18 protein-coding genes are annotated in these 24,741 nt (G+C 74.0%); 15 read left to right on the top strand and 3 right to left on the bottom strand.

Annotated elements, in window-relative coordinates; all coding sequences use genetic code 11:
- Positions 1-137: 137 nt before the first annotated feature.
- The 11 genes from ABT263_RS28785 to ABT263_RS28735 all read left to right on the top strand — a co-directional run bounded on the left by ABT263_RS28785 (position 138) and on the right by ABT263_RS28735 (position 14,962).
- A complete protein-coding gene (locus ABT263_RS28785; RefSeq protein WP_352294723.1) occupies positions 138-1,904 on the top strand; it encodes a sensor histidine kinase in 1,767 nt (588 codons plus the stop codon).
- Positions 1,904-2,356, top strand: coding sequence for a roadblock/LC7 domain-containing protein (locus tag ABT263_RS28780; RefSeq protein WP_352294721.1), 453 nt, complete (start codon positions 1,904-1,906; stop codon positions 2,354-2,356). The genes ABT263_RS28785 and ABT263_RS28780 overlap by 1 nt, the downstream gene beginning before the upstream one ends.
- Positions 2,353-2,721: a DUF742 domain-containing protein gene (locus tag ABT263_RS28775; RefSeq protein ID WP_329489844.1), complete on the top strand. Its 369-nt coding sequence runs from the start codon at positions 2,353-2,355 to the stop codon at positions 2,719-2,721. The genes ABT263_RS28780 and ABT263_RS28775 overlap by 4 nt, the downstream gene beginning before the upstream one ends.
- Positions 2,702-3,403 carry a GTP-binding protein gene (locus tag ABT263_RS28770; RefSeq protein ID WP_352294719.1) on the top strand — a complete coding sequence of 234 codons (702 nt, stop codon included), beginning with the start codon at positions 2,702-2,704 and terminating at the stop codon, positions 3,401-3,403. The genes ABT263_RS28775 and ABT263_RS28770 overlap by 20 nt, the downstream gene beginning before the upstream one ends.
- Positions 3,400-4,644 (top strand): cytochrome P450, encoded by a 1,245-nt coding sequence (locus tag ABT263_RS28765; RefSeq protein WP_329489846.1) that lies wholly within the window; start codon positions 3,400-3,402, stop codon positions 4,642-4,644. Before ABT263_RS28770 ends, ABT263_RS28765 begins: the two co-directional genes overlap by 4 nt.
- A gap of 150 nt (positions 4,645-4,794) precedes the next feature.
- Positions 4,795-6,000, top strand: a complete 1,206-nt coding sequence (locus ABT263_RS28760; RefSeq protein WP_352294717.1) for a cytochrome P450 family protein — start codon at positions 4,795-4,797, stop codon at positions 5,998-6,000.
- Positions 6,001-6,245: 245 nt separating this feature from the next.
- Positions 6,246-7,628: an ABC transporter substrate-binding protein gene (locus ABT263_RS28755; protein WP_352294715.1), complete on the top strand. Its 1,383-nt coding sequence runs from the start codon at positions 6,246-6,248 to the stop codon at positions 7,626-7,628.
- Positions 7,629-7,767: 139 nt separating this feature from the next.
- Entirely contained in the window at positions 7,768-8,775 is a 1,008-nt protein-coding gene (locus ABT263_RS28750; protein ID WP_352294713.1) for a carbohydrate ABC transporter permease, read from the top strand.
- A complete protein-coding gene (locus ABT263_RS28745; protein WP_352294711.1) occupies positions 8,772-9,806 on the top strand; it encodes a carbohydrate ABC transporter permease in 1,035 nt (344 codons plus the stop codon). The genes ABT263_RS28750 and ABT263_RS28745 overlap by 4 nt, the downstream gene beginning before the upstream one ends.
- Before the next feature lie 97 nt (positions 9,807-9,903).
- Complete coding sequence (locus tag ABT263_RS28740) at positions 9,904-13,050, top strand: Ig-like domain-containing protein (RefSeq protein WP_352294709.1); 3,147 nt, start codon at positions 9,904-9,906, stop codon at positions 13,048-13,050.
- A gap of 199 nt (positions 13,051-13,249) precedes the next feature.
- Positions 13,250-14,962 carry a DUF4153 domain-containing protein gene (locus tag ABT263_RS28735; protein ID WP_352294707.1) on the top strand — a complete coding sequence of 571 codons (1,713 nt, stop codon included), beginning with the start codon at positions 13,250-13,252 and terminating at the stop codon, positions 14,960-14,962.
- A gap of 269 nt (positions 14,963-15,231) precedes the next feature.
- Here the strand turns inward: ABT263_RS28735 and ABT263_RS28730 are convergent, their stop codons facing one another.
- Entirely contained in the window at positions 15,232-16,779 is a 1,548-nt protein-coding gene (locus ABT263_RS28730; protein ID WP_380390945.1) for an MFS transporter, read from the bottom strand.
- A gap of 160 nt (positions 16,780-16,939) precedes the next feature.
- Between ABT263_RS28730 and ABT263_RS28725 the strand changes: the two genes are divergently transcribed.
- The 3 genes from ABT263_RS28725 (at position 16,940) to ABT263_RS28715 (ending at position 19,461) form a co-directional block, all read left to right on the top strand.
- Positions 16,940-17,758: a TetR/AcrR family transcriptional regulator gene (locus ABT263_RS28725; protein ID WP_352294705.1), complete on the top strand. Its 819-nt coding sequence runs from the start codon at positions 16,940-16,942 to the stop codon at positions 17,756-17,758.
- Positions 17,759-17,966: 208 nt separating this feature from the next.
- Positions 17,967-18,677 (top strand): ribonuclease HII, encoded by a 711-nt coding sequence (gene rnhB, locus ABT263_RS28720; RefSeq protein ID WP_352294703.1) that lies wholly within the window; start codon positions 17,967-17,969, stop codon positions 18,675-18,677.
- 100 nt (positions 18,678-18,777) lie between these two features.
- Complete coding sequence (locus tag ABT263_RS28715) at positions 18,778-19,461, top strand: hypothetical protein (protein ID WP_352294701.1); 684 nt, start codon at positions 18,778-18,780, stop codon at positions 19,459-19,461.
- A gap of 145 nt (positions 19,462-19,606) precedes the next feature.
- Here ABT263_RS28715 and ABT263_RS28710 read toward each other — a convergent pair whose 3' ends face one another.
- Together ABT263_RS28710 and ABT263_RS28705 are read right to left on the bottom strand one after the other, a co-directional pair.
- Complete coding sequence (locus tag ABT263_RS28710; RefSeq protein WP_352294699.1) at positions 19,607-20,215, bottom strand: hypothetical protein; 609 nt, start codon at positions 20,213-20,215, stop codon at positions 19,607-19,609.
- A 534-nt stretch (positions 20,216-20,749) separates the two neighbouring features.
- Positions 20,750-22,984, bottom strand: coding sequence for a RecQ family ATP-dependent DNA helicase (locus ABT263_RS28705; protein ID WP_352294697.1), 2,235 nt, complete (start codon positions 22,982-22,984; stop codon positions 20,750-20,752).
- Positions 22,985-23,212: 228 nt separating this feature from the next.
- Between ABT263_RS28705 and ABT263_RS28700 the strand changes: the two genes are divergently transcribed.
- Positions 23,213-24,619, top strand: coding sequence for a DUF4192 domain-containing protein (locus tag ABT263_RS28700; RefSeq protein ID WP_352294695.1), 1,407 nt, complete (start codon positions 23,213-23,215; stop codon positions 24,617-24,619).
- The last annotated feature ends 122 nt before the right edge of the window (positions 24,620-24,741 follow it).

The following is a 24,741-nucleotide window of genomic DNA, read 5'->3' as shown; positions in this document are numbered from 1 at the left end:
GGATATGATCGGCCGAAAGCGTGAACCGATCAGCCGCCCGGAGACGTTTCACTACGTCGGCCGGGCGGTCGCGCGTTCGCCCGCCCCCGCTGTCGGCGTCCGCCCGTCGACGCCCGCCGCTGCCGAGGACCGCATCGATGAGAGAACGCACCAGCCCCGACGGCACGGCGCGCCGACGCCCGGCCCCGCGCACCGCGGCCCTCACCGCGGCGGCCGTACTGCTGGCGGGCGTCGCCGCCCCGGTGGCCGCGGGCCGGGCCCTGTCGGCGCACCAGCCGCTGACCGTCGCCGCGGTCTGCGCGGTCGCGGTGCTCTGGCTGATCGCGGTCGGACTGGCGGCGACCGCCACCGAGCGCGCCCGCCGACTGGCGGAGGAGCTCGCCGCGCAGCGGGAGGAGACCGGGGCGGCGCGCGCGCTGACCGCCGCGGCCGACGCCGCCGGGGCGAGCGCCCGCGAGCGGGCCGCCGCCGCCGACACGGCGCGGGAGGTGGCCCGGACCGCGCAGGCGGACGCCGAGGCCGAGGTGCTGGCCGCGCAGGCCGAGCTGGCCCGGGTGCGGACCGAACTGGAGGCCGTGCGGGCGGAGCGAGCCGCACTGGACCGGCTCGCCGGGTCCGTCCTGCCCGAGGTGGTGAAGAAGCTCCGGGACGGCGCGTCCGTGGACAGCGCGCTCGCGGCGCACCGCACGCACCCCCAGTACGCGCTGCTGCGGGCCCTCGCCGAGGAGATCGGCCGGGGCGAGCGGCTGCGGGCCGCCGCCCTCGCGGTCTGCGCGACCGCCGCTGGGCGGGTCCAGGCACTCGCCACGAGCATGCACGCCGAGCTGCGCGAGATGCAGCACCGGCACGACGAGGAGGTCCTCGGCGACCTGCTGCGACTGGACCACTCCACGGCCCAGGCCGGCCGGATGGCCGACAGCATCGCCGTGCTCACCGGCGCCCGCTCGGGCCGGCGCTGGGCCAAGCCGATCGCGGTGGAGTCGGTGCTGCGCGGGGCGCTCGGCCGGATCGGCGCCTACCAGCGGGTCCGGCTGCACAACGCCAGCACGGCGGCCGTGGCCGGGTTCGCCGCCGAGGGCGTGATGCACGCGCTGGCCGAACTGCTGGACAACGCCACCAACTTCTCCGCCCCGCCGGCCGAGGTGCACGTCTACGTCGAGGAGGTGCCGGCCGGACTGGCGGTCACCGTCGAGGACAGTGGCCTCGGGCTGAGCGAGAGCTGGCTGCGCCGGGCCGAGCGGGCCGTCTCCGCCGAGCCCCTGGACCTCACCACGCTCACCGCGGGGACGCGGCTCGGCCTCGCGGTGGTCGGCGCGCTGGCCCGCAAGTACGGGTTGCAGATCTCCTTCCGGCCGTCGGCGCGCGGTGGCACGGGGGTGGTGATGCTCATCCCGCAGCAGCTGGTGACGCACGCCGCGCCGGCGCCCGCTCCGGTGCCCGCCCCGGCCCGGGCGGCGGCGCCCGCGCCGTCGCGCCCGGCGCTCACGCCCGCCGGCCCGCCGGCGCTGCTGCCGGCCAGGCCCGCCGCCGCGCCGTCGTCCGCTCCGGCGACCCCGTCCGCCCCGGTACCGGTGGAGGTCGCCGACAGCGGTCTGCCGCAGCGCCGCCGCGGGCAGACGCTCGCCGCCACCGGTACCACCACCGCGGCACCGGCTCCGGCCGGCAAGCCCGTCCGTGCCGACGCGGTGAGCGCCGCCGCCCGGTTCGGTGCCTTCCGGCGCGCCGCCCAGCAGGCCGGGAACGGCAGCGCACCGGCCACGACCGCCGCGCCGGCTGCGACCCCCATGCCGGCTGCGACCCCCGCACCGGCCGCGACTCCCGCAAGGACCACGGACACCACGCCGACCGCACCGACCACGGACACCACGCCCGACGCCTCCCCCGTCACCGAGAAGGACTCCTGATGAGCAGCGTTATCGACCGTGACCTCGACTGGCTGTTGGAGAACCTGCTGACCGCCACCCCCGGCGCCCGGCACGCCCTGGTGCTCTCGGCCGACGGCCTCAGGCTCTGCCACACCGCCGGGCTCGGTGCCGATCAGGCCGACCAGCTGGCCGCGATCGCCTCCGGGATGCAGAGCCTGGCGCACGGCGCCTCGATCGAGTTCGGCGACGGCAGCGGCGGCGTGCGGCAGTCGATGACCGAGTTCCACGGCGGCATCCTCTGCATCGTGGCGGCCGGCGAGGGCGCCCACCTCGCCGTGGTCACCGACGACGAGGCGGACGTGGGCGTGGTCGGCCACAACATGCACGGTCTGATCGAGCAGATCGGCGTCCACCTCAGTGCTCCGGCCCGCGACGACGCGGGTGCCGGGGCGGATACGGACGCGGTGGTCCAAGAGAGCGCCCGGGTATGAGCGGGCGGCCGGTCCTGCCGGGCCGTGACGACGACCCGGACCGCCTCTACACCATCACCCGCGGCCGCAGCCGTTCCCCGGAGAACGCCTTCGACCTGGTCACCCTGATCGTCGCCGAGCGGGAGCCGGACCCGGGCATGCAGTCGGAGCACGCCCGCATCCTGCGGATGTGCGAGGCCCCGACCGCCGTCGTGGAGGTCGCCGCCGAGCTGGCGCTGCCGGTCTCGGCGGTGAAGATCCTCCTCGGGGACCTGCTGGAGTCCGGGGCGGTCACCGCCCGGCACCCCCGGTTCGCCCCCAACAAGGCCCGGCTGCCCGATCTCGACACGCTGAAGCAGGTGTTGCATGGACTCCAACAGCTCTGAGGCCCCCGGGCCCCGGCGCACCCCGCTGCGCGGTACCGCCGACAACGCGCTGAAGATCGTCGTGGTCGGCGGGTTCGGCGTCGGCAAGACCACCCTGGTCGGTGCGGTCAGCGAGATCCGTCCGCTGAACACCGAGGAGACCATGACCAAGGCGGGCGAGGGCATCGACGACCCCTCGGGCTCCTGGGGCAAGCGCTCCACCACGGTCGCGTTCGACTTCGGCCGGATCACGCTCTCCGCGAGCCAGGTGCTGTACCTGTTCGGCGCGCCCGGGCAGGAGCGCTTCTGGTTCCTCTGGGACCGCCTGTTCAGCGGGGCGCTCGGCGCGGTCGTCCTGGTGGACACCCGGCGGCTGGAGGAGTCCTGGTACGCCATCGACCGGCTCGAACACCACGGCACGCCGTTCATCGTGGCCCGCAACAACTTCGGCGATCCGAGCCACAGCCTGGAGCAGGTGCGCGCGGCGCTCGACCTGCCCGCCGAGGTGCCGCTGGTGGACTGCGACGCGCGCGACCGGGAGTCGAGCAAGCAGGTCCTGATCGAGCTGGTCCGGCACCTGGCCGCCCGGGTGGAGGCCGGCCTCGGTCCGGCCGCCCGTCCGGAGGCCGCCCCGGTCGCCGTGTCCGCTGTCGCCGGCGCCGGCGCCACCCACCCGTCCCCGTACGAGGAGAGCACCCCGTGACCGAGCCCGCCGCCACCCCGCCGCCGGGCTGCCCGGCGCACGCCGGCGCCACCCCGCTGTACGGGCCGCGCTTCCAGACCGACCCGTCCCAGCTGTACCGCGAGCTGCGGGCCGCACACGGTCCGGTGGCTCCGGTCGAGCTCGCCGGGGGTGTCCCCGCCTGGCTGGTCATCGGCTACCGGGAGCTGCAACTGGTGACCGGCCAGCCGCAGTTGTTCGGCCGTGACTCGACCCGCTGGAACGCCTGGGAGAGCATCCCCGAGGACTGGCCGCTGAAGCCGATGATGGCGCCGGTGCCGTCGATCCTGTACGCCGAGGGCGAGGAGCACGTCCGCCGCTCGCGGGCCGTCACGGACGCGCTGGCCGCCGTCGACCCGTACGAGCTGCGCAAGCACTGCGAGGAGATCGCCGACCGGCTGATCGACGGGTTCGCCGGGCGCGGTGAGGCCGAGCTGGTCGCCGAGTACGCGCACCGGATGCCGCTGCTGGTGCTCTGCCGGCTGCTCGGGCTGAGCGAGGAGCAGGCGCCCGTCCTGATCGACGGGCTGCTGGCGATGCTGGACGGCGGGGCGGACGCCCCGGCCGGCGCGCAGCGGCTGCTCGGCGTGATGCTCGACCTGGTCCGGGAGAAGGCCGAGCGGCCGTCCGACGACCTGGCCTCGCGGATGCTGCTGCACGAGGCGGGCCTGGACCACGACGAGGTGATGCGCGACCTGCGCGTCCTGCTGATCGCCGGCCACCAGCCGTGCTCGTACTGGATCTCCAACGCGCTGCGGCTGATGCTCACCGACGAGCGGTTCGCCGCGTCGCTCTCCGGCGGCCGGCGCAGCATCAACCAGGCCCTGAACGAGGCGCTCTGGGAGGACACCCCGACGCAGATCTTCGCCGGGCGCTGGGCGGTCCGGGACACCCAGCTCGGCGGCCAGCGGATCGCCGCGGGGGACATGCTGCTGCTCGGCTTCGCGGGGGCGAACGCGGACCCGGCGGTGCGGCAGGCCGACGGCAGCCCGGCGGAGGGCAACCGGGCGCACATGAGCTACTCCTACGGCGAGCACGGGTGCCCGTTCCCGGCGCAGGAGGCGGCCGAGGTGATCGCCACCACGGCGATCGAGGTGCTGCTGGACCGCCTGCCGGACCTCCGGCTGGCGGTGGCCGAGCACGCGCTGGTGTGGCGGCCGTCGGCGTGGGTGCGCGGGCTGGTGGCACTGCCGGTGTCGTTCACCCCGGGCTACGCGGTCTGACCCCGGGGCCGCGCGAAGCCCCGGGCCCGCCGGAACCCGGAACCCGGGCCCGCCGGAACCCGGGCCCCCGCCGCGGCCCGGCAGCGAGACGCCGGAGCCCGCTGGCACTAACACCGGACAGGAATCAGGAAGCCAAGGAGAGTTGTGCCGATGACCGCCCCGATAGCCCTCGACCCGCTGGCGCGCGACAACGCCGCCGAGGGCGCGCTGCTGCGCGCCGCCGGCCCGGCGGTGGCGGTGGAGCTCCCCGGCGGCGTCGCCGCCTGGGCGGTGACGCGGCACGCGGCCGCGCGCGACCTGCTGACCGACCCCCGGCTGGTGAAGGACGCCGCGCACTGGGCGGCCTACCAGCGCGGCGACGTGCCGAAGACGTGGCCGCTGATCGGCCTGGCCATGCCCGGCCCGAGCATGGTGACCACCGACGGCGCCCGGCACCGGCGGCTGCGGACGCTGGTGGCGCAGGCGTTCACGCCGCGCCGGGTGGAGCTGATGCGCCCCCGGGTGCGGGAGATCACCGACGGCCTGCTGGACGTCCTGGCCGCGGGGGAGCGGGTGGTGGACCTCAAGTCGGTCTTCGCCTTCCCGCTGCCGATGACGGTGATCTGTTCGCTGCTGGGCGTTCCGGAGTCCGACCACGCCCTGCTGCGGGGGCTCTACGAGGAGTTCTTCGGCATCCGGCCCAACCCCGACGGCATCCAGGCGACCATCGCCGGGCTGAACGCCTTCGTCAACGAGTTGGTGGCGAAGCGCCGTTCGGAGCCCGGTGACGATCTGGCCAGTGCGCTGCTGGCGGCGGACGCCGAGGGCGGGGCGCTGAGCGACGCGGAGGCGGCGGCCACCCTGCGGGTGATCATCGCGGCGGGCCACGAGACCACGGTGAACCTGATCGGCAACGCCGTCCGGGCGCTGCTCGCCCACCCGGACCAGCTGGAGCTGGTCCGGGCCGGCACGGTGTCCTGGGACGCGGTGGTCGAGGAGTCGCTCCGGTGGACGCCGCCGACCAGCAACTTCCTGTTCCGGTTCGCCGCCGAGTCCATCGAGGTCGGCGAGGTCGTGATCCCGCGCGGCGAGCCGGTGCTGATCTCCTACAACGCGATCGGCCGGGATCCCGCCCAGCACGGGGTGACGGCCGAGCTGTTCGACATCACCAGGGACCCGAGCCGTCACCTCTCCTTCGGCCACGGTCCGCACGTCTGCCCGGGCTCGCCGCTGGCCCGGCTGGAGGCGGGGGTCGCGCTGCCGGCGCTGTTCGAGCGGTTCCCGGAGCTGTCCCTGGCGGTGCCCGACGAGGACCTGCGGCCGAGCCCCTCGCTGGTGGTCAACTCGCTGCGGGAGCTGCCGGTCCGGCTCTTCTGAGCGTGCCCGGCGCCGGCCGGTTCCCCGTCCGCCCGGACGGGGAACCGGCCGGCGGCCGGGGCGGATCTCCGGGTCACAACTGGGGCACGTGCCGATGAAGGTCGAACGCGGACCTTGGCGGAGGGGGGCTGCTGCGTTAACGTCGTCAAACCGGCGGCCCGCCGCGTCCATGTCGATCTCCGGTACAGCGCAATGTCGTTCTGTCGTACTGCCGGCGCTCGTGCGCCCTGGCGAGGAGGACCGCATTGACCCCCACCCCGACCACGCCGTCCGCGAGGTCCCGCCGTCTGGTCGCCGTGCCCGCCCTGCTGGCGGCGCTGGCCCTGACCGCGGCCTGCTCCAACAGTTCGAGCTCCGGCGGCGGTTCGGGCGGCGGGGGCGAGACCCTGGCCGGTGACTGCGCCAAGTACCAGCCGTACGCCGGGCATTCCGGCACCACGGTGACGGTCTTCGCGTCGATCCTCAGCCCGGAGTCGGACAACCTGGAGAAGTCCTGGGCCGAGTTCGGCAAGTGCACGGGCATCAAGATCAGTTACGAGGGTTCCAACGACTTCGAGTCCCAGCTGCCGGTCCGGGTGACCGGCGGCAACGCCCCGGACTTCGCGATCATCCCGCAGCCCGGCCTGCTGGCCCAGATGGTCAAGAGCGGCAAGGTGGCCAAGCCCCCTGCGCAGACCGTCACCAACCAGGACAAGTGGAGCCCGGTCTGGAAGACCTACGGCTCGGTCAACGGCACCTTCTACGCGGCGCCGATGAGCGCCAACATGAAGTCCCTGGTCTGGTACTCGCCCAAGGCCTTCAAGCAGGCCGGCTACGAGGTGCCGCAGTCCTGGGCCGACCTGATGGCGCTCAGCGACCGGATCGCCAAGGCCGGTGCCGCGAAGCCGTGGTGCGGCGGGATCGCCTCCGGGACGGCCACCGGCTGGCCGGCCACCGACTGGCTGGAGGAGGTGGTGCTGGGCTCGTACGGCGGCGAGGTGTACGACCAGTGGGTGAACCACCAGGTGAAGTTCTCCGACGAGAAGATCACCACCGCGATGCGGACCGTGGCGGACTGGATGCAGAACCCCGCCTGGGTCAACGGCGGGTACGGTGACGTGAAGTCGATCGCCACCACGACCTTCCAGGACGCGGGGGCCCCGATCCTCACCGGCAAGTGCCTCATGCTCCAGCAGGCGTCCTTCTACAAGGCGCAGTGGCCCAAGGACACCAAGGTCGGCCCGGACGGCGACATCTTCGCCTTCCGCCTGCCGGCCGTGAACCCGCAGGTGGCCAGCCCGGTGGAGGGCGGTGGGGAGTTCGTGACGGCGTTCGCGAGCCGGCCCGAGGTGCAGGCCGTGCAGAACTACCTGTCCAGCCCGGACTGGGCGAGCAGCCGGGTGAAGACCGCCACCGGCTGGGTCTCCGCCAACCAGGGCGTGGACAAGAGCCTGTACACCGATCCGATCGACCGGCTCTCCGCCGACGCGCTCACCGACCCGGCGGCGACCTTCCGGTTCGACGGCTCGGACCTGATGCCGGCCGCGGTCGGCGCCGGGCAGGAGTGGAAGTCGCTGACCGCCTGGTTCGCCGAGGGCCAGTCCATCCAGAAGACCGCCGCCGACATCGACGCGGCCTGGCCGCAGTAACGGGTCCGACCGCTACCGCGGCCGGGCCCCGGTAGCGGTCTCCGACCGCCAAGGACCACCTGTCGAGGGCGGTGCGGGGCCACCCACCCGCACCGCCCGCCCCTCCTTCCTGCCCGTGGCAGGGAAAGGACGCGCAGCCATGTCCCTCACCGCCACCGCGCTCGCCGACGGCGCCTGGGGCGACGCCGCCGTCAAGTTCGGCAACAGCTTCGGCGCCGTCGCCGGTTTCCTGGGCATCCTGCTGCTGGTCTTCCTGGTGGCCGGCCGGGCCTCCGGCCGGATCGCCCGCCCGCTGGCCGTCGGGGTCTTCCTCGGCCCGGCCGTCCTGCTGCTGCTCGTCGGCCTGGTCGCCCCGCTGGTCCGCACCGTCTACCTGAGCCTCTACAACGACGACAGCAGCCGCTTCGTGGGCGGCGAGAACTTCGGCTGGGCGTTCACCACCGACTCGGTCCAGAAGGTCCTGGTCACCACCCTGCTGTGGCTGGTGGTGGCGCCGCTCGCGGCCACCGGTCTGGGGCTGGTGCTGGCGCTGCTGGTGGACCGGATGCGCGGTCAGGCGGTCTACAAGTCGCTGATCTTCATGCCGATGGCCATCTCACTGGTCGGCGCCTCGATCATCTTCAAGTTCGTCTACGAGTCCCGCGACGCCGCCCAGTCGCAGATCGGCCTGCTCAGCCAGCTCGCCATCACGCTGGGCTGGGAGCACCCGCCGAACTGGATGCTCTCCCAGCCGCTCAACACCTTCCTGCTGATGGCGGTGATGGTCTGGGTGCAGACCGGCTTCGCGATGGTCGTCCTCTCGGCGGCGATCAAGGCGATCCCGGACGAGGTCACCGAGGCGGCCCGGCTGGACGGGGCGGGCGGGGCGCGGCTGTTCTGGTACGTCACGGTGCCGATGATCCGCACCACGGTGGTGGTCGTGCTCACCACGGTCATGATCACCACGCTCAAGGCCTTCGACATCGTCCGCACCATGACCGGCGGCAACTTCGGTACCCAGGTGCTGGCCAACGAGATGTACTCGCAGTCCTTCGTGCAGTTCAACACCGGGCGGGGCAGCGCGCTCGCGGTGATCCTCTTCCTCGCGGTGCTGCCCCTGGTGGCCTACAACATCCGCCAGCTGCGGAAGGAGCGCGGAGTCCGATGAGCGAGCACCGTCCGACCACGGGCCGGCGTCCGACCGGCGAGCGTCCGGTCACGGGCGGCCGGCGTCCGACCGGTGACCGGCGACCGTCGCACGCGGGCCGGCGGGGCGGGCGCCGGCTGCCGGACGGGCGCCGGGGCCCGGTCCGGCAGGCGTTCACCAGCCCGCTCTCCTCCGTCTTCGTGATCGCGGTGACGGTGCTGTGGACCGTCCCGACCCTCGGGCTGCTCGCCACCTCGCTGCGGCCCAAGCAGGACGTCACCGCCGACGGCTGGTGGAACGTCTTCCTCCACCCGGACCTCGGCCTCTCCAACTACCACACCGTGCTGTTCGAGGGCGGCTCCGGCGTCTCCACCGGCCTGATGCCCTTCCTGGTCAACTCGCTGGCGATCAGCGTCCCGGCGACGCTCTTCCCGCTGGTGCTGGCCGCGATGGCCGCGTACGGCCTGGCCTGGGTGCGGTTCCGGGGCAGCGACACGGTGTTCTTCGTGGTGTTCGCGCTCCAGGTGGTGCCGATCCAGATGGCGCTGATCCCGCTGCTGCGGCTCTTCTCCGGCGGCGCGCACCTGGGCTCGCTGACCGTCGTCCCCGCGGTGGACTTCAAGGGCACCTACGCGCCGGTCTGGCTCGCGCACACCATGTTCGCGCTGCCCCTGGCGATCTTCCTGCTGCACAACTTCATCGCCCAGCTGCCGCGGGACCTGATGGAGGCGGCGGTGGTGGACGGCGCCTCGCACTTCAAGATCTTCCGGTCGATCGTGCTGCCGCTCTGCACGCCGGCGCTGGCCTCGTTCGCCATCTTCCAGTTCCTCTGGGTCTGGAACGACCTGCTCGTCGCGCTGACCTTCGCCGGGGGAACGCCCGAAGTGGCGCCGATGACCGTCCGGTTGGCCCAGCTCTCCGGGTCCTTCGGCGGCCGCTGGGAGCTGCTCACGGCCGGCGCGTTCCTGTCGATCGTCATCCCCCTGGCGGTCTTCTTCGGCCTCCAGCGGTACTTCGTCCGCGGCCTGCTGGCCGGTTCGGTCAAGGGATAGTCCCGATCGGCACGGGATGTGGCGGTTCCGTGGACACGGTCGGCGCCGAACCGGTACACCGATAGGGGCAGTTGGCCGAGGTGCGTGGGGGGCGGTCATGGCAGGTACAGGCATTCGCGCGGGCGTCGGAAGGCGTGACAGGCTCGGGGGCCTGCTGGCCGCCCTCACCACCGCCGTGGCGGTGGTCGCCGGCCCGGCGGCCGCTCCGGCGGTGGCCGCCACGGTGACCCTGGGCAGTACGGCGGTCGGTCCGTCCACCGACTCCGGAGACTCGAACCACCTCAACGCGTCCCGGTACGTCACCGGCGCGGCCGGCGGTGCGGTCAGCAGCGTCAGCGTCTACGTGGGCGCGGTGGACGCGGCGCCGAACAACCGGTTCCAGGTGGCGGTCTACCGCGACAACGGGGGCAGCCCGGGCGCACTGCTGGCCGGCAGCGCCACGGCGACGCTCACCGCCGACAGCTGGAACACCGTGCCGCTGACGGCGGACCTCACCGCGAACACCGCGTACTGGCTGGCCTACAACAGCAACGGCGGCAGCGCCGCCGTCAACAATCTGCGCTACAGCCCCGGCGGCACCAGCGTGTACGGCAACGGCGGCCGGGCGTTCGGCAGTTGGCCCGCCGACTTCGGCGCGGTGACGTCCAGCGGTCTCAGCTTCTCGATCTACGCGACCTACACCGCGGAGCAGACCCCGCCGCCCCCGCCGCCGGGCGCCGGCCCGGGCGCCGAGGGTCCGATCCTGCTGGTGACCAGCCAGGCCAACCCGTACACCCGCTACCTGGCCGAGATCCTCAAGGCGGAGGGCCTCAACGACTACCGCACGGTGGACATCTCGGCGGTGACCGGCTCGGTGCTGGCCTCCGCCGACGTGGTGCTGCTGGGCGAGATGCCGCTCACCGCGGCGCAGGCCGCGCTGTTCACCACCTGGACCGAGGGCGGCGGCCGGCTGGTGGCGATGCGCCCCGACAAGCAGCTCGCGCCGCTGTTCGGCCTCACCCCCACCGCCGGTACCCGCGCGGACGCCTACCTCAAGGTGGACACCTCCGCGGCCCCCGGCGCCGGGATCACCGGCGACACCATGGGCTACCACGGCGCCGCCGACCTCTACGCGCTCAACGGCGCCACCACCGTCGCCGCCCTGTACGCCGACGCCGCCACCGCGACCGCCAACCCGGCGGTCACGCTGCGGACGGCCGGCAGCGGGCGGGCCGCCGCCTTCAGCTACGACCTGGCCAGGTCGGTGGTGCAGACCCGGCAGGGCAACGCGGCCTGGGCCGGCCAGCAGCGGGACGGCACGGACGGCTACGAGGCCTCCGAGATGTTCTTCGGTACCGGAGGCCGGCCGGACTGGAACGACCTCGACAAGGCGCTGATCCCGATCGCCGACGAGCAGCAGCGGCTGCTGGCCAACCTGATCACCCTGCTCGACTCCGCCCGCAAGCCGCTGCCGCGCTTCTGGTACTTCCCGCGCGACGTCAAGGCCGTGGTGGTGATGACCGGGGACGACCACGGCGTCGGCGGCACGGCGGGCCGCTGGGACGGCTACACGGCGCAGAGCCCGCCCGGCTGCAGCGTCGCCAACTGGGAGTGCGTGCGCGGCTCCTCGTACATCTACACCGACGATCCGCTGACGCCGGCGCAGGCGCAGGCCTACACCGACCAGGGCTTCGAGGTGGGCGTCCACGTCACCACCAACTGCCGTCCCTGGGGCAGCACCTCCGCCCTGCAGGGCTACTACGCCGACCAGTTGTCCAACTGGCGGGCCAAGTACCCCTCGCTGCCGAACCCTTCGAGCAGCCGTACGCACTGCGTGGAGTGGGACGACTGGGCGACGCAGGCGAAGACCAAGCTGGCCAACGGCATCCGGCTCGACACCGACTACTACTTCTACCCCTCCAACTTCACCAAGGACCGCCCCGGTTACTTCAACGGCACCGGTCAGATCATGCGCTTCGCCGACACCGACGGCAGCGTGATCGACGAGTACCAGGCCACCACCCAGCTGACCGACGAGTCCGGCCAGTCCTACCCCGGCACCATCACCACGCTGCTCGACGCCGCCTACGGCGGCCAGGGCTACTACGCGGCGCTGACCGCCAACATCCACACCGACTTCGCGGCCTCCGCAGCCTCGGACGCGATCGTCACCGCCGCGAAGGCGCGCGGCGTCCCGGTGGTCTCCGGGCGGCAGATGCTCACCTGGCTGGACGGGCGCAACGGCTCGGCGTTCACCAAGCTGGCCTGGAACGGCGGCAGCCTGACCTTCGACATCACCGGCGGGACCAACGGGCTGCGGGCGATGCTGCCCGTCTCCGCCGCCTCCGGCACGCTGACCGGCATCTCCTCGGGCGGCCGGAGCGTCCCGTACCGGATCGAGACGGTCAAGGGCGTGGCGTACGCGTTCTTCGACGGGGCGGTCGGCTCCTACACGGCTTCGTACGGCCGGGACACCACCCCGCCCGCCGTCACCGGGACGACCCCGGCCGGCGGTGCCACCGGGGTGGCGGCGGGGACGGCGGTGCGCTTCTCGTTCGGCGAGCCGCTGGACCAGGCGAGCGTGACGGCCTCCGCGGTGACCCTGCGGACCGCCGCCGGTGCCGCCGTGGCCGGCTCGGTGGCGTACGACGGCGCTGCCAACGGCGTGGTCCTCACACCGAGCGCCCCCCTGGCGCTGACCACCGGCTACACCGCGAGCGTCCAGGGGGTGCGGGACACCTCCGGCAACGCGCTGGCGAGCCCGTACGCGATCTCCTTCACCACCGGGGGAGCGCCGCCCAGGACGCTCGGCAACCCGGTCGTGGGCTCGCTGATCGACGACACCGACTCCCACCACCTCAACGGCAGCCGGGTCACCACCGGGGCGTCCCCGGTGCCGCTCACCGCGCTGAGCGTGCACACCGGCCCGGTCAGCGCGGCGCCGAACAACCAGTACCAGCTGGCGGTCTACACCGACGCGGGCGGCTCACCGGGCACCCTGGTCGCGGCGACCGGCAGCGGCACGCTGACCGCCAACGCCTGGAACACCGTGCCGCTGACGGCGGACCTCACCGCGAACACCGCGTACTGGCTGGTCTACAACAGCAACGGGACGGGTGCTTCGGTCAACAACATGAACTACTCCACCGGCCCGACCGGCTCGGGCGCCTACAGCAACGCGGTGGTGCCCTTCGGCACCTGGCCGGCTGAGTTCGGACCGGCGGTGAAGGACACGCTGCGGTACTCGCTCTACGGCTCCTACTGACGGCCCGACCCGCCCGCACCCGCGGCACGGCGCCCCCCGGGGCGCCTCTGTCACAGCCTTGTGACGGAGGCGCCCCGGGGTTTTTTGAACCTGTTCAGAATGGTCTACAGTCGGCGTCAGTCGCGGCGCCCAGGCGCCTGCCGGCGGACTGCCCCGTGGGCTGCTTCCGCACGCCCGCAGACCCTTCGAGGGGGAACTCATGCCCGGTCACTCCACACCCGCCCCGGCCGGCGGGCCGTCCGGATCCGATCCGTACCGCGCTCCCGGCGGCCCGGGGCAGCAGGCGGGCCCCCAGCACGCCGAGTCCGCTCCCGGCCCGGCCGCTCCCGGCCCGTCCTGGCCGGGAGCGGCCGACGGCACGAACCCCTACCGCGCACCGGGCCGCCCCGTCCCGTCGCCCTTCTCGTGGCTGCGCCCCAGCGACCCCGGCCCCAAGGCCCCGGCCACGCCCCGGGTGCTCGCGGCCGCCCTGGTGACCGGCCTGCTGGTCTCCCTGCTGGTGAACCGCGGACTCGGCGTCAACCTGCTGATCTGCGGCGTGGCCGCCGCCGTCGGGGCCGGCCTGGCGGCCCGCTCGGCCGGTCGCCGGGTGCGCGGCTGGACGCTGCTCTGGAGCGCGCTGGCGCTCGCCCTGCTCGCCGTCCCGGCACTCTCCGACGCCGGCTGGCCGACGACGCTGTCGACGCTCTGCGCCCTGGGCCTGGCCTCGCTCGCGCTGCACGGCGGACGCCGCTGGGCGGGCGTGCTGCTCGCGCTGCCCGGCATCCTCTGGCAGCTGGTGCCCGGTCTGGGCTGGGCCGCCGCCGCCGTGCGACGCATCAGCCCGGCCGGCCGGGGCAGGGTCGCCCCGGTGCTGAAGGCGGTCCTGGTGGCCGGGGTGCTGCTGGTCGTCTTCGGCTCGCTGTTCGCCAGTGCCGACGCCGCCATGGCCGACGTCCTGGAGGCGCTCGTCCCGGACCTGGACCTGGGTGAGTTCCCGCTGCGCGCGGTGCTGTTCGTCCTCGGCACGGTCATCGCGCTGGGCTTCGCCCACATCGCGGCGGGCCCGCGCCGCTGGGACCGCACGGTGGTCCGGCCGGGCCGCGAGCGCGGCCGGCTGGAGTGGGCGCTGCCGCTGGTCGCGCTCAACCTGATGTTCGGCGCCTTCGCGCTGATCCAGGCCGTGGTGGTGCTCGGCGGCCGGGACTCGATCGTGCGGAACACCGGGATGAGCCGTTCCGAGTACGCCCGGCAGGGCTTCTGGCAGCTGACCGCCGTCACCGTGCTGACCCTGGTCGTGGTGGGCGTCGCCAAGCGCTGGGCGCCGCGCAGCACCGCGGCGGACCGCCGGCTGGTCCGCGTCCTGCTCGGCGCGCTCTGCCTGCTCACCCTCGTCGTGGTCGCCTCGGCCCTCGGCCGGATGTGGTTCTACGTCGACGCCTCCGGGCTGACCAGGCTCCGGCTCTGGGTGCTGGTGGTCGAGGTCTGGCTGGGCGTCGTCTTCCTGCTGCTGATCACGGCCGGGCTGGTCCGCTCGGCGGCCTGGCTGCCGCGCGCCGTGGTGCTCAGCGGCATGCTGACGGCCGCGGTGTACGGACTGATGGGGCCGGACGCGATCATCGCCGAGCAGAACGTGGCCCGCTTCGAGCGGACCCAGCAGATCGACCTGCGCAACGTCCGGGACCTCTCGCTCGACGCCGTCCCGGCCCTGGACCGGCTGCCGAAGGACTACCGGACCTGCGCGCTGGAGCTGATGCGGACCCAGGCCGAGGAGGCCGTGCCCTGGTACGCGACCAACCTCGCGGCAACCCGCGCGCGGGACATCCTCGCCGAGCGTCCGCCGCTGGACGAGGTGTCGGCGGCGGGCGACGCCTGCGCCCGGGCGGGCCTGTGGGACGGGTACCGGGAGGGCGAGGACGCCGAGCGGCACTGAGCCGGCCCGGTGGGCCGTGCCGCCGTGCGGCGCGGGGGCCGGAGGTGTCCGACGCGCGAGGGCCGGCCGGGAGCGGTGTGCTCCCGGCCGGCCCTCGTGGTGTTCCGCGGTCGGTGCGGCGTCCGGACGGTCCGCCGCCGGCGGCCGCTCCGACCGGTGTCGCGTCGGCGCCGCGTCGCTGCGGTGTCGGGCTCGGTGTCGGGCTCGGTGTCGGGCTCGGTGTCGGGCTCGCGGTGTCGCGTCGGCGTCGCGTCGGTGTCGGTGTCGCGTCAGTGCATCGCGATGCCGGAGGTGTTCGACGCCAGGTCCTCCGCCTTGGCCCTGATCACGGTGACCGCGACCACCAGGGCGAGCCCGGCGAGCACCGCGCCCACGATGAAGCCGTGCGAAATGCCATGAGCGAGTACCTGGTTGGCCGCGTCGGTGCCCTTGGGGAACTCCTTCTTCTCCAGGAACGCCGCCTTCTGCTCCGGCGTGGCCGAGGCCATGAAGCCGGGCAGCTGCACCTTGGCCTCCGCGGTGGCGTAGTGCGCGAACACCGTGGTGAGGATCGACAGGCCCAGCGATCCGCCGATCTGCTGCATCGAGTTGAGCAGGCCGGACGCGGCGCCGGTGTCCTCGCCGGCCACCCCGGCGACCGCGAGCAGCATCACCGGGACGAAGGTCAGGCCCATGCCGAAGCCGAACACCACCGTGGGGCCGAGCACCCCGTCGATGTAACCGCTGTCCGCGTTCATCTGGGTCAGCCAGGTGAGCCCGATGGTGACGAACAGCGCACCCCCGGCCATGAACGGCTTCGGGCCGTACTTGGCCTGGAGGGTGGAGGCGACCTGCGCGGCGATGATGATCGACACGCTGATCGGGAGGAAGGCGAAGCCGGCCTTCAGCGGGCTGTAGCCGAGCGGTCCCTGCACGAAGAGCGTGACGTAGAAGAAGATGCCGAACATGGCCGCGGCCAGGCAGAGCATCATCACCAGGCCACCGGTGCGGTTGCGGTTGGCGAACAGGTGCAGCGGGGTGATCGGCTGCGCGGTGCGGTTCTCGATCACCAGGAACGCGGCCACCAGCAGCACGCCGGCCGCGAAGGAGCCGAGCGTCACCGGGTCCGTCCAGCCGTCCGAGGCGGCCCGGATGAATCCGTAGACCAGGCTGACCAGCCCGAGCGTGGAGGTGAGCGCACCGGGGAGGTCGAAGCGGCCGGCGCGGCGCTCCGACTCCGCGATGTAGCGCGGCGCGGCGACGGCGATCAGGATCGCGATCGGCACGTTGACGAAGAACACCCAGCGCCAGTCGAGGTACTCGGTCAGCACGCCACCGGCCAGCAGGCCGATGGCCGCGCCCGAACCGGCCACCGCCGAGAAGACCCCGAAGGCCTTGTTGCGTTCGGGCCCTTCGTCGAAGTTGGTGGCGATCAGGGCGAACGCGGTCGGCGAACATATCGCGCCGCCGATGCCCTGGAGCGCGCGGGCGGCGAGCAGCATGCCGCCGTCCTGCGCGAAGCCGCCGAGCAGCGAGGCCAGCCCGAACAGCAGCGTGCCGGCGATGAACACCCGGCGACGGCCGAGGATGTCGCCCGCGCGGCCGCCGAGCAGCAGCAAGCCACCGAAGGTCAGCGTGTAGGCGTTGATCACCCACGACAGGTTGGTGGTGGAGAAGTTCAGCGCGTCCCTGATCTGCGGCAGCGCGATGTTCACGATGGTGGCGTCGAGGACGACCATCAGCTGCGTCGCGGCGATGACGGTCAGGGTGATGCCCTTGCGCCTGCCCTGGCTGCCTTGCGGTGGAGAGTTCTTGCTGAGCGTGTCGGAGATAGCCAAGTTAGTGCCCCCTGCTGGCTACTGCTTCGTATGCTGTGGACCGGAGGTCCAGTGCGTTCCCGCGACGTCCCGCGGGCTATGAAGGAACGGGATCGTTCACTAGCCTGGACGATATCCTGGGCGAGATTGTGAACGCAAGCGTTCCCTAAGGTTGGTGACGATGGATCAGTTGGTACGGCGCCAGGCGGCAGAACGGCCGAGCGGCCGGGCGGCCGAGCGGCCCGTCGAGCGGCCGGGCGACCAGGTCGCGGACCGGGCGGGCGAGCAGCTCCCGGGGTCGGCGGAGGGAGCCGTGGAGTGGCCGGCGGAGGGCGGTCCGGCCGTGCCCGTGCCGAGGATCGTCGTCCCGGTGGCCGGGCCGGCGTCGCACTGTCCGATGAAGGTGGCCGCCGAGGTGCTGTCCCGGCCGATGCGGCGCCGGGGCAAGGAGCTGGAACGCGCGATCTTCGAGGCCGTGCTCGACCAGCTCACCTCCGGCGGATTCGCACGGCTGACGATGGAAGGCGTCGCCGGGGCCGCGCGGACCGGGAAGGCCGCGTTGTACCGGCGCTGGGCGTCCAAGGTCGAACTCGTCATCGACGCCCTGGACTCCACTCTGCCACGGCCCTCCGACACCCCCGACCTCGGGTCCGCCCGTGCCGAATTGCTGCTGCTCATCCAGGGTTTCACCGAGGCGATGACCTCCCGGTCGGGCGGTGCCATGCACGCGTTGATGGCCGAGCTGGAGCACGAGCAGGCGGAGCTGTTCAAGGACTTCATCGTCCAGCGGGTGGTCGAGCCGACCAAGGACACGATCCTGGAGATCCTGCGGCGGGGAGCGGAGCGCGGCGACGTCCGGCCCGGCGCGGTCAGCCCGCTGGTCGCCGACGTGGCGCCCGCGATGCTGATGTACCGGGTCAAGGTCTGCGGCCGGCAGCTCGGGCGCGGATTCGCCGTCGAGCTGGTGGACGAGGTCCTGGTGCCGCTGATCCGCCGCTGACGCGGGCTGCCGGGGGCGGGGGCTGCCGGGGGCGGGGGCTGCCGGGGGCGGGGGCGGGGCCGGGTGGTGCGCCTGGCGGCCGGGGGGCCAGGTCACCGGGGGCGGCTGGTGGGGGTGGTTCCGGGCGGCGGGGTCACCGGGGCCGGCCGGTCGGGGTGGTTCCGGGCGGGGCTTACGCTGGAGGTCGCCCCAGCCGAAGGACTCCGCGATGCCCATCGTTCCGCCGACGCACTCCGTCGAGCGCTCGCTGCGCCGGGCCGGCGCCAAGATCGTCGTCGGTCTCGACGAGGTCGGGCGCGGCGCCTGGGCCGGACCGGTCACCGTGGGTGCCGCCGTCACCGGGCTGCGCAAGCCCCCGGAGGGCCTGACCGACTCCAAGCTGCTGACCGAGCTGCGCCGCGAGGCGCTGGCCCCCGTCCTCGCCGACTGGGTCACCGCGTACGCGCTCGGTCACGCCTCCGCGCTGGAGTGCGACGAGCTGGGGATGACCGCGGCGCTGCGGCTGGCCGCTGTGCGCGCCCTGGAGGCGCTGCCGGTCGAACCGGACGCGGTGATACTCGACGGCAAGCACGACTACCTGGGCGGCCCGTGGCGGGTACGCACGGTCATCAAGGGCGATCAGTCCTGCATCTGCGTGTCGGCGGCCTCGGTGCTCGCCAAGGTCCACCGCGACGGCCTGATGGCCGAACTCGGCGAGACCTGCCCCGAGTACGGTTTCGCCGACAACGCCGGCTACCCCTCCCCGGTGCACCGCACCGCGCTGGAGGAGTTCGGCCCGACCGAACAGCACCGGCTCTCCTGGGCCTACCTGGACGGGCTGCCCCGATGGCGCCACCTGAAGCGGACCAGGGCCGTCGTCGGTGTCGGCGCACCGGGCTCGGCGGGTCCCGCGGACGAGCAGTTGACGCTCGGTTTCTGACGTTTCGTCGTCCCTTGACCCGGGTGGGGGCGGAAGGCTTCCGTGCCCAATGGGTGGGGCGCCCGTGCGCGCCCGACCGGCATTTGATAGATATCCGGGTATGCCTGTCTTCCCCGAGGAGCCGGAGATTCACGAGAGCCTCCCGGGCCCCGGCGTTCCCTTCCCCCGCGAGTCGGACGCACAAGCCCCCCGTACGCCTGCCTCCGGCAGCGCGACTCCTGCCGCACCGTCGACCGTCACCGCAGTCCCGGCCCCGGTGCCGGGCCAACGGCCCGCACCCGCGCGCCCGGCGCCGCCGGGTGCCGGGCGCCCGGGGCCGCAGCCCCGGCCGGGTGGGATCCCCAAGCCCGGTCCGCGCCGTCCGGCGCCCGCGGCACCGCAGGTCGCGGTCCAACTCCTGTCCGCCACCGCCGCGCAGGCGCTGGAGCGCGCCGACGAGGCGGTCGACCGGCTGCTGGACTCCGGCCGCGACCCGGGCGGCGTCCTGGTGCTGACGGTCGGCGAACCGCACCCCTGGCAGCGGCACGAACTCTCCTTCGGCGAGGAGCGCTACTGGGCGCAACTCGCCGAGGGGGGCGACGTGTTCTACGCGGACGCCGCGCTGACCCGGCCGGCCCGCCGTGCCGTGGTCGTGCTGGTGGTCAACGGCGGCAGCGCCGACCGTGCCGCCAAGGCGTTCACCGAGGCGCGCGGCCGGGCGGCCGAGCTCCTGGTGGTCTGCGGTGACGCCGGCCCCGCCGCCGAGGCCGCCGGTGCACCGGCCGGCCGCCCCGTGTCCGCCTGACACCCGTCGACCCTTGGGCCCGGCACCACCAGGTGCCGGGCCCGACCCATGCCGTTCCGACCCGTGCCGCCACCTGTGGGCGTGCCTGCGGCGCCCGGGCCCCGAAGCACGGGTGGGCGGCGGCCCGTTGCCCGAGGGCGCGGCCTCAGTAGGTGCCGGTGCGCCGGCCGGGCTCGATCGCGGTGACCCGGGCGCCGGTCCACGGGCGCTCGGACTGGCGCAGGGGGCGCTGCCCCCGAGCGCTCTCCAGTGCGGGGCGGGGCGGCAGCTCGGTCACGGTGTGGACCGGCCCGTCCGCCCACGAGCCCGAGTGCGGATTGCGTCCGCTCCGGCCGTCGGCGAGGATCTGCCAGCCCGCCGGGGTCAGCGTGAGGTACGAACCGCAGCGCAGCCCGTGCAGGGCTGCCGCGTCCTGCAGGGCCCACATCCAGGCGCCGTCCTGGGCCGTCCAGCCTGCCGAGCCCTCCCGGCAGCGCAGCAGCACGGCCGTTCTGGCCGGAGTGGTCCGGCGCAGGTCGTGCGGGGTGACCTGCCGCAGGTGCGCCAGGAGGGCGTTGCGGTGCTCCCAGCCGTCGGTGTGGCGCGGCCGGGGAACGAAGGACGCCGAGGCGGTCAACCGGTGCGAGGCGTCCAGCACGGTGACCACGACCGTGCCGGGCTGAGGCAGGTGGCGCCGGTGCAGTTCCAGGACGAACTCGCGCGGGTCGCGCAGCGACGGGATCCCCGAGGCAGCCCATGTCTCCAGGTCGCACACCCGTCTGGGCTCCGAACCCCGGGCGAGGGGATACTGACCTCGGCCGATACCGTTGATCACGATCCTCCTTCCCGACCCACGGACGCGCGGGTACGTGTGTACGCCGAAGCCCTGGTCCAGCGGACCGGGTTCCGGGTACGGTCCAATTCTCAGGGCAGCGGGGGTGGAGCGGCAATGATGAAATGATGAACGCCGCCCGAAAGCCAACGTTCTGCCGGATATATTCCCCCTCGGTGTGACCGTCACCCACGGCTCGCGAGGCCGTGATCCGGAGCACCCGAAGGCCGGCGCGGAGTGCTTTTCGCATGGTCGTCCCTCCCTTTGCCCGGTCGGTGCCGCCGGTTCCCGCAGATCGTCCGCACTGCGCCCGCATTACTCCCTTCAGGTGTAGGTCAGTGCCGGAACCCCCAGGCTCCGTCACCGTCTTCCCGCCGATCACGAGCGCAGTCCCACCTCCCTCCGCTCGTTCCGGCCCGCGTCGCACCTCCCGGTTGGCCCCGGCTCCCCGCTCGCCGGAGCCCCGCGCCCCCCGGCTCAGCCCTGCACGGCCAGGACCAGCGGCAGGACGGCGCTCGCCCCGGCCTTGCGCAGCAGCCGGGCGGCGACGGTGACCGTCCACCCGGAGTCGACCAGGTCGTCGACCAGCAGCACCGGCCCGCCCGCCGCGGCCGCCGCCGCCTCCACCTCCGGCGGCAGCGCGAGCGCTCCGGCCAGTGCGTGCAGGCGCTGGGCACTGTTGCTGCGCCCGCCCTGCGGCGACCGTCCGGCCGCGTACTCGATGTGCCCGAGCAGGGGCAGCCGGCCGATCTCGGCGATCCGGGCCCCGAGGCTTCCGACCAGCTGCGGTCGGCGCGACGAGGCCATGGTCACCACGCCGACCGGCCGGTCGAGCCGGACCCCCTCGGTCGTCGCGGGCCCGGCCCAGCCGCCGGGGCCGCGCGCCCAGTCGCTCAGCACCGCCACCAGGGCGTCCACCGCCTCCCCGGGCACCGGAACGTCGGGCGCCTGGTCGGCCAGCAGCGTCCGCAGCCGGTTGCCCCAGCCGATGTCGGAGAGCCGGCCCAGCGCCCGGCCGGTCTCGGCCTGCTCGCCCGCCGGGATGCGGCCCTTGAGCGGCACGCCCAGCGCGTCCATCCCGGTCGGCCAGAGCCGGCGAGGCTCGAAGCTGACGCCGGGCCGGCCGAGCGCGGCCCGCGCCGCGGCCAGCGCCGCGGCGGAGACCTCCGGGGTGTGCAGCGGTCCGGCGCAGTTGTCGCAGCGGCCGCACGGCTCGGCCTGCTCGTCGTCCAGCTGCCGCCGCAGGAACTCCATCCGGCAACCGGTCGACGCCGCGTACTCGCGCATCGCCGCCTGCTCCGCCTCGCGCGAGGCGGCGACCTTGGCGTACCGGGCGGTGTCGTACGCCCAGCTCTGCCCGGTGGCCGTCCAGCCGCCCTTGACCCGGCGCACCGCGCCGTCCACGTCGAGCACCTTGAGCATGGTCTCCAGCCGGGCGCGGCGCAGGTCCACCCGGGGCTCCAGGGCGGCGGTGGAGAGCGGTCGGCCGGCCTCGGCGAGGGCGTCGATGGTGCGGCGGACCTGCTCCTCGGGCGGGAAGGCCAGGGAGGCGAAGTAGCGCCAGATCGCCTCGTCCTCGCGCCCGGGCAGCAGCAGCACCTCGGCCCGGCCGACGCCACGGCCGGCCCGGCCGACCTGCTGGTAGTAGGCGATCGGCGAACTGGGCGAGCCCAGGTGCACCACGAATCCGAGGTCGGGCTTGTCGAAGCCCATGCCGAGCGCCGAGGTGGCGACCAGCGCCTTGACCCGGTTGGCCAGCAGGTCCGCCTCGGCGGTGCGGCGCTCGGCGTCCTCGGTGCGGCCGGAGTACGACGCCACCGGGAAGCCCCGCTCGCGCAGGAAGGCCGTCACCTCGTCGGTGGCGGCGACCGTGAGGGTGTAGATGATGCCGGAGCCGGGCAGCCGGTCGAGGTGGTCGGCCAGCCAGGCCAGCCGGTGCGCCGGGTCGGGCAGGGCGAGCACCCCCAGGGTGAGGCTCTTGCGGTCCAGCGGGCCGCGCAGCACCAGGGCGTGCTCGTCGGTGGTGCCGGTGCCGAGCTGCTCGGCGACGTCGGCGGTGACGCGGGCGTTGGCCGTGGCGGTGGTGGCCAGCACCGGGACGCCCGGCGAGAGGTCGGCGAGCATGGTGCGCAGCCGGCGGTAGTCGGGGCGGAAGTCGTGGCCCCAGTCGGAGATGCAGTGCGCCTCGTCCACCACCAGCAGGCCGGTGGAGGCGGCGAGCTTGGGGAGCACCTGGTCCCGGAAGTCGGGGTTGTTCAGCCGCTCGGGGCTGACCAGCAGGATGTCCACCGCGCCCGCCGCGACCTCGGCCTGGACGGCGTCCCACTCGTCGGTGTTGGCCGAGTTGATGGTGCGGGCGTTGATGCCGGCCCGGGCGGCCGACTCGACCTGGTTGCGCATCAGGGCGAGCAGGGGGGAGACGATCACCGTCGGACCGGCGCCGCGGGCCCGCAGCAGGGCGGTGGCGATGAAGTAGACGGCGGACTTGCCCCAGCCGGTGCGCTGCACCACGAGGGCCCGGCGGTGGTCGACGACCAGGGCCTCGATGGCCGTCCACTGGTCCTCGCGGAGGGTGGCGGCGGGCCCGGCGAGTTCGCGCAGGACGGCCTCGGCCCGCGCCCGGACCTCGGCGCGGTCGGCGGCGGTCGCGCTGCCGGTGCCGGCCGTGGCGGTGGCGTCGGTGGCGGTGGTGTGGTTCTGCGGCTGCTGCATGCCGTCCATGTAACCCCGAGCTGCCGACAATGGGCGAACGGCGCTGCTCACGGCTGGGTGGCCGGTGGGTGCAATTCATCGGCTCTTCCGCTGAACGGGTGTCGAATGTCCCCCGGGAGAGTGGCTCCGAATGCCCCGAACGAAGGACGTTTTATCCACAGGCGGGCTTTATCCACAGGGAAAAGGAAAATCCGGGGGCGGCTCGTGGATTGCGGCAGTCTTCCGGTCATGAACAACGAACGCGTCGCACTCCCCTTCCACCCGGCCTCCGGCGGGCGTCCGGTCACCATGCGCGGCCCGGCCGACATGGCCGAGCTGCTGCCCTACCTGCTGGGCTTCTTCCCCGACGACAGCATCGTCGCCGTCGGCCTCCAGGGGCCGGACCTCCACCAGGGCGGGGTGATCCGGCTGGACATCCCCGAGGCGCCGCAGCAGTGGTCGGCGGCCGCCGACGAGACGGCCTCGCTGCTCGTCGGCCTCTCCGAGCGCCGGGACCGCCGACCGGTCCAGGTCCTCCTCTACCTCTGTCAGGACCCCGACCGGGAGCACGGTCCGCCGGTCCTCGACCGGCTCGAACCGCTCGCGGAGGAGCTGCGGGCGGCCTTCGAGGCCAGGGGAGTGCGGGTGAAGGAGTCACTCTGCGTGTCCGCCGGCCGCTGGTGGTCCTTCCTCTGCCGTCGGGAGGGGTGCTGCGATCCGGCCGGTCACCCGGTCCGGCGCAGCCCCGCCCCCGGGCCGGTGGCCGCGGCGGCCACGTTCGCGGGACTCGCGCCGCGGGGCAGCCGCAAGGCGATCGTGGCGGCGGTGGGCCCGATCGGTCCGCCCGAGGCGGAGGGCCAGCGCCTGGCACTGGCCCGGGTACTGGACAGCCGGGCGCCGTCGCCCTCCCGGGAGCAGGGCGGCGCGCTGCTCGACCAGGCGGTGGCCGAGTTCATGGCCGGCGCGCGCGTACTCGACGACCACCGGACGGCCCGGCTGCTCGTCGCCCTCCAGGACCGGCGCACCCGGGACCGGGCCGCCGAGTACATCCGGCCCGAGGAGCTCGCGCCCACCCAGCGGCTCTGGCGCTTCCTCGCCAGGCGGTGCGTGCCGCCCTACACCGGTTACGCCCCGCCGCCGCTCACTCTGCTGGCCTGGGCCTCCTGGGTCGCGGGGGACACCGCGACGGCCCGCGTGGTGCTCGCCCACACGCTCCGGCTCGCCCCCACCTACCTGCTGGCCCAGCTGCTCTACGAGTCGTTGAACGGCGGGCTCTCGCCCGAGGAGCTGTTGGCGAGCGTGGCGGCCGAGCGCAGCCGCCGCTCCGCCGGGGAGCGGGGAGCGCCGGCGGGCGGCCCGGGCCGCCCTGCCCCTGAGCGGGGCCCGGACCCCGAGCGGTCGCCGGAGGAGCCGTCGCCCTCGGCCCCGGCGAAGCCTCGCCGTCGGCGCGCCCGCAAGGGGGAGGCCGAGGCGGAGCCGCCGGGTGAGTCGGGTGCCGCGAGCCCGGGGGGCGGTGCCCGGCGAGGCAGGTGCGCCAGGTGTCGCCGGTACGCCGGGGCGGCGCCCCGACCGTCCGGCCAGGGGTACGGCGAAGGCCCGCGAGGGCGGTCGGCCCGACGAGGGCCCGAGTGCAGGACCGCCGGTTCGGGCGTCTGACCGCGCGGCGCGACGGCCGTCCTCCCGGGCACCGGCCTGCGACTTGGCGTACGCCGTGCCGAAGACCTTGTCGATGCCCATGACCTCGCCGGTGGAGCGCATCTCCGGGCCGAGCACGGTGT

Source organism: Kitasatospora sp. NPDC001603 (assembly GCF_040298365.1).
GTDB lineage: Bacteria > Actinomycetota > Actinomycetes > Streptomycetales > Streptomycetaceae > Kitasatospora.
The sequence above is the reverse complement of the archived record's forward strand: the minus strand, read 5'-3'. Positions and strand labels throughout refer to the sequence as shown.

Coding starts and splice junctions, on each gene's coding strand:
- ABT263_RS28750 (WP_352294713.1), top strand. CDS start 7,768: ATGTCCCTCACCGCCACCGCGCTCGCCGACGGCGCCTGGGGCGACGCC.
- ABT263_RS28725 (WP_352294705.1), top strand. CDS start 16,940: ATGGATCAGTTGGTACGGCGCCAGGCGGCAGAACGGCCGAGCGGCCGG.
- ABT263_RS28700 (WP_352294695.1), top strand. CDS start 23,213: ATGAACAACGAACGCGTCGCACTCCCCTTCCACCCGGCCTCCGGCGGG.
- ABT263_RS28780 (WP_352294721.1), top strand. CDS start 1,904: ATGAGCAGCGTTATCGACCGTGACCTCGACTGGCTGTTGGAGAACCTG.
- ABT263_RS28785 (WP_352294723.1), top strand. CDS start 138: ATGAGAGAACGCACCAGCCCCGACGGCACGGCGCGCCGACGCCCGGCC.
- ABT263_RS28735 (WP_352294707.1), top strand. CDS start 13,250: ATGCCCGGTCACTCCACACCCGCCCCGGCCGGCGGGCCGTCCGGATCC.
- ABT263_RS28715 (WP_352294701.1), top strand. CDS start 18,778: ATGCCTGTCTTCCCCGAGGAGCCGGAGATTCACGAGAGCCTCCCGGGC.
- rnhB (WP_352294703.1), top strand. CDS start 17,967: ATGCCCATCGTTCCGCCGACGCACTCCGTCGAGCGCTCGCTGCGCCGG.
- ABT263_RS28760 (WP_352294717.1), top strand. CDS start 4,795: ATGACCGCCCCGATAGCCCTCGACCCGCTGGCGCGCGACAACGCCGCC.
- ABT263_RS28775 (WP_329489844.1), top strand. CDS start 2,353: ATGAGCGGGCGGCCGGTCCTGCCGGGCCGTGACGACGACCCGGACCGC.
- ABT263_RS28770 (WP_352294719.1), top strand. CDS start 2,702: ATGGACTCCAACAGCTCTGAGGCCCCCGGGCCCCGGCGCACCCCGCTG.
- ABT263_RS28745 (WP_352294711.1), top strand. CDS start 8,772: ATGAGCGAGCACCGTCCGACCACGGGCCGGCGTCCGACCGGCGAGCGT.
- ABT263_RS28740 (WP_352294709.1), top strand. CDS start 9,904: ATGGCAGGTACAGGCATTCGCGCGGGCGTCGGAAGGCGTGACAGGCTC.
- ABT263_RS28705 (WP_352294697.1), bottom strand. CDS start 22,984: ATGCAGCAGCCGCAGAACCACACCACCGCCACCGACGCCACCGCCACG.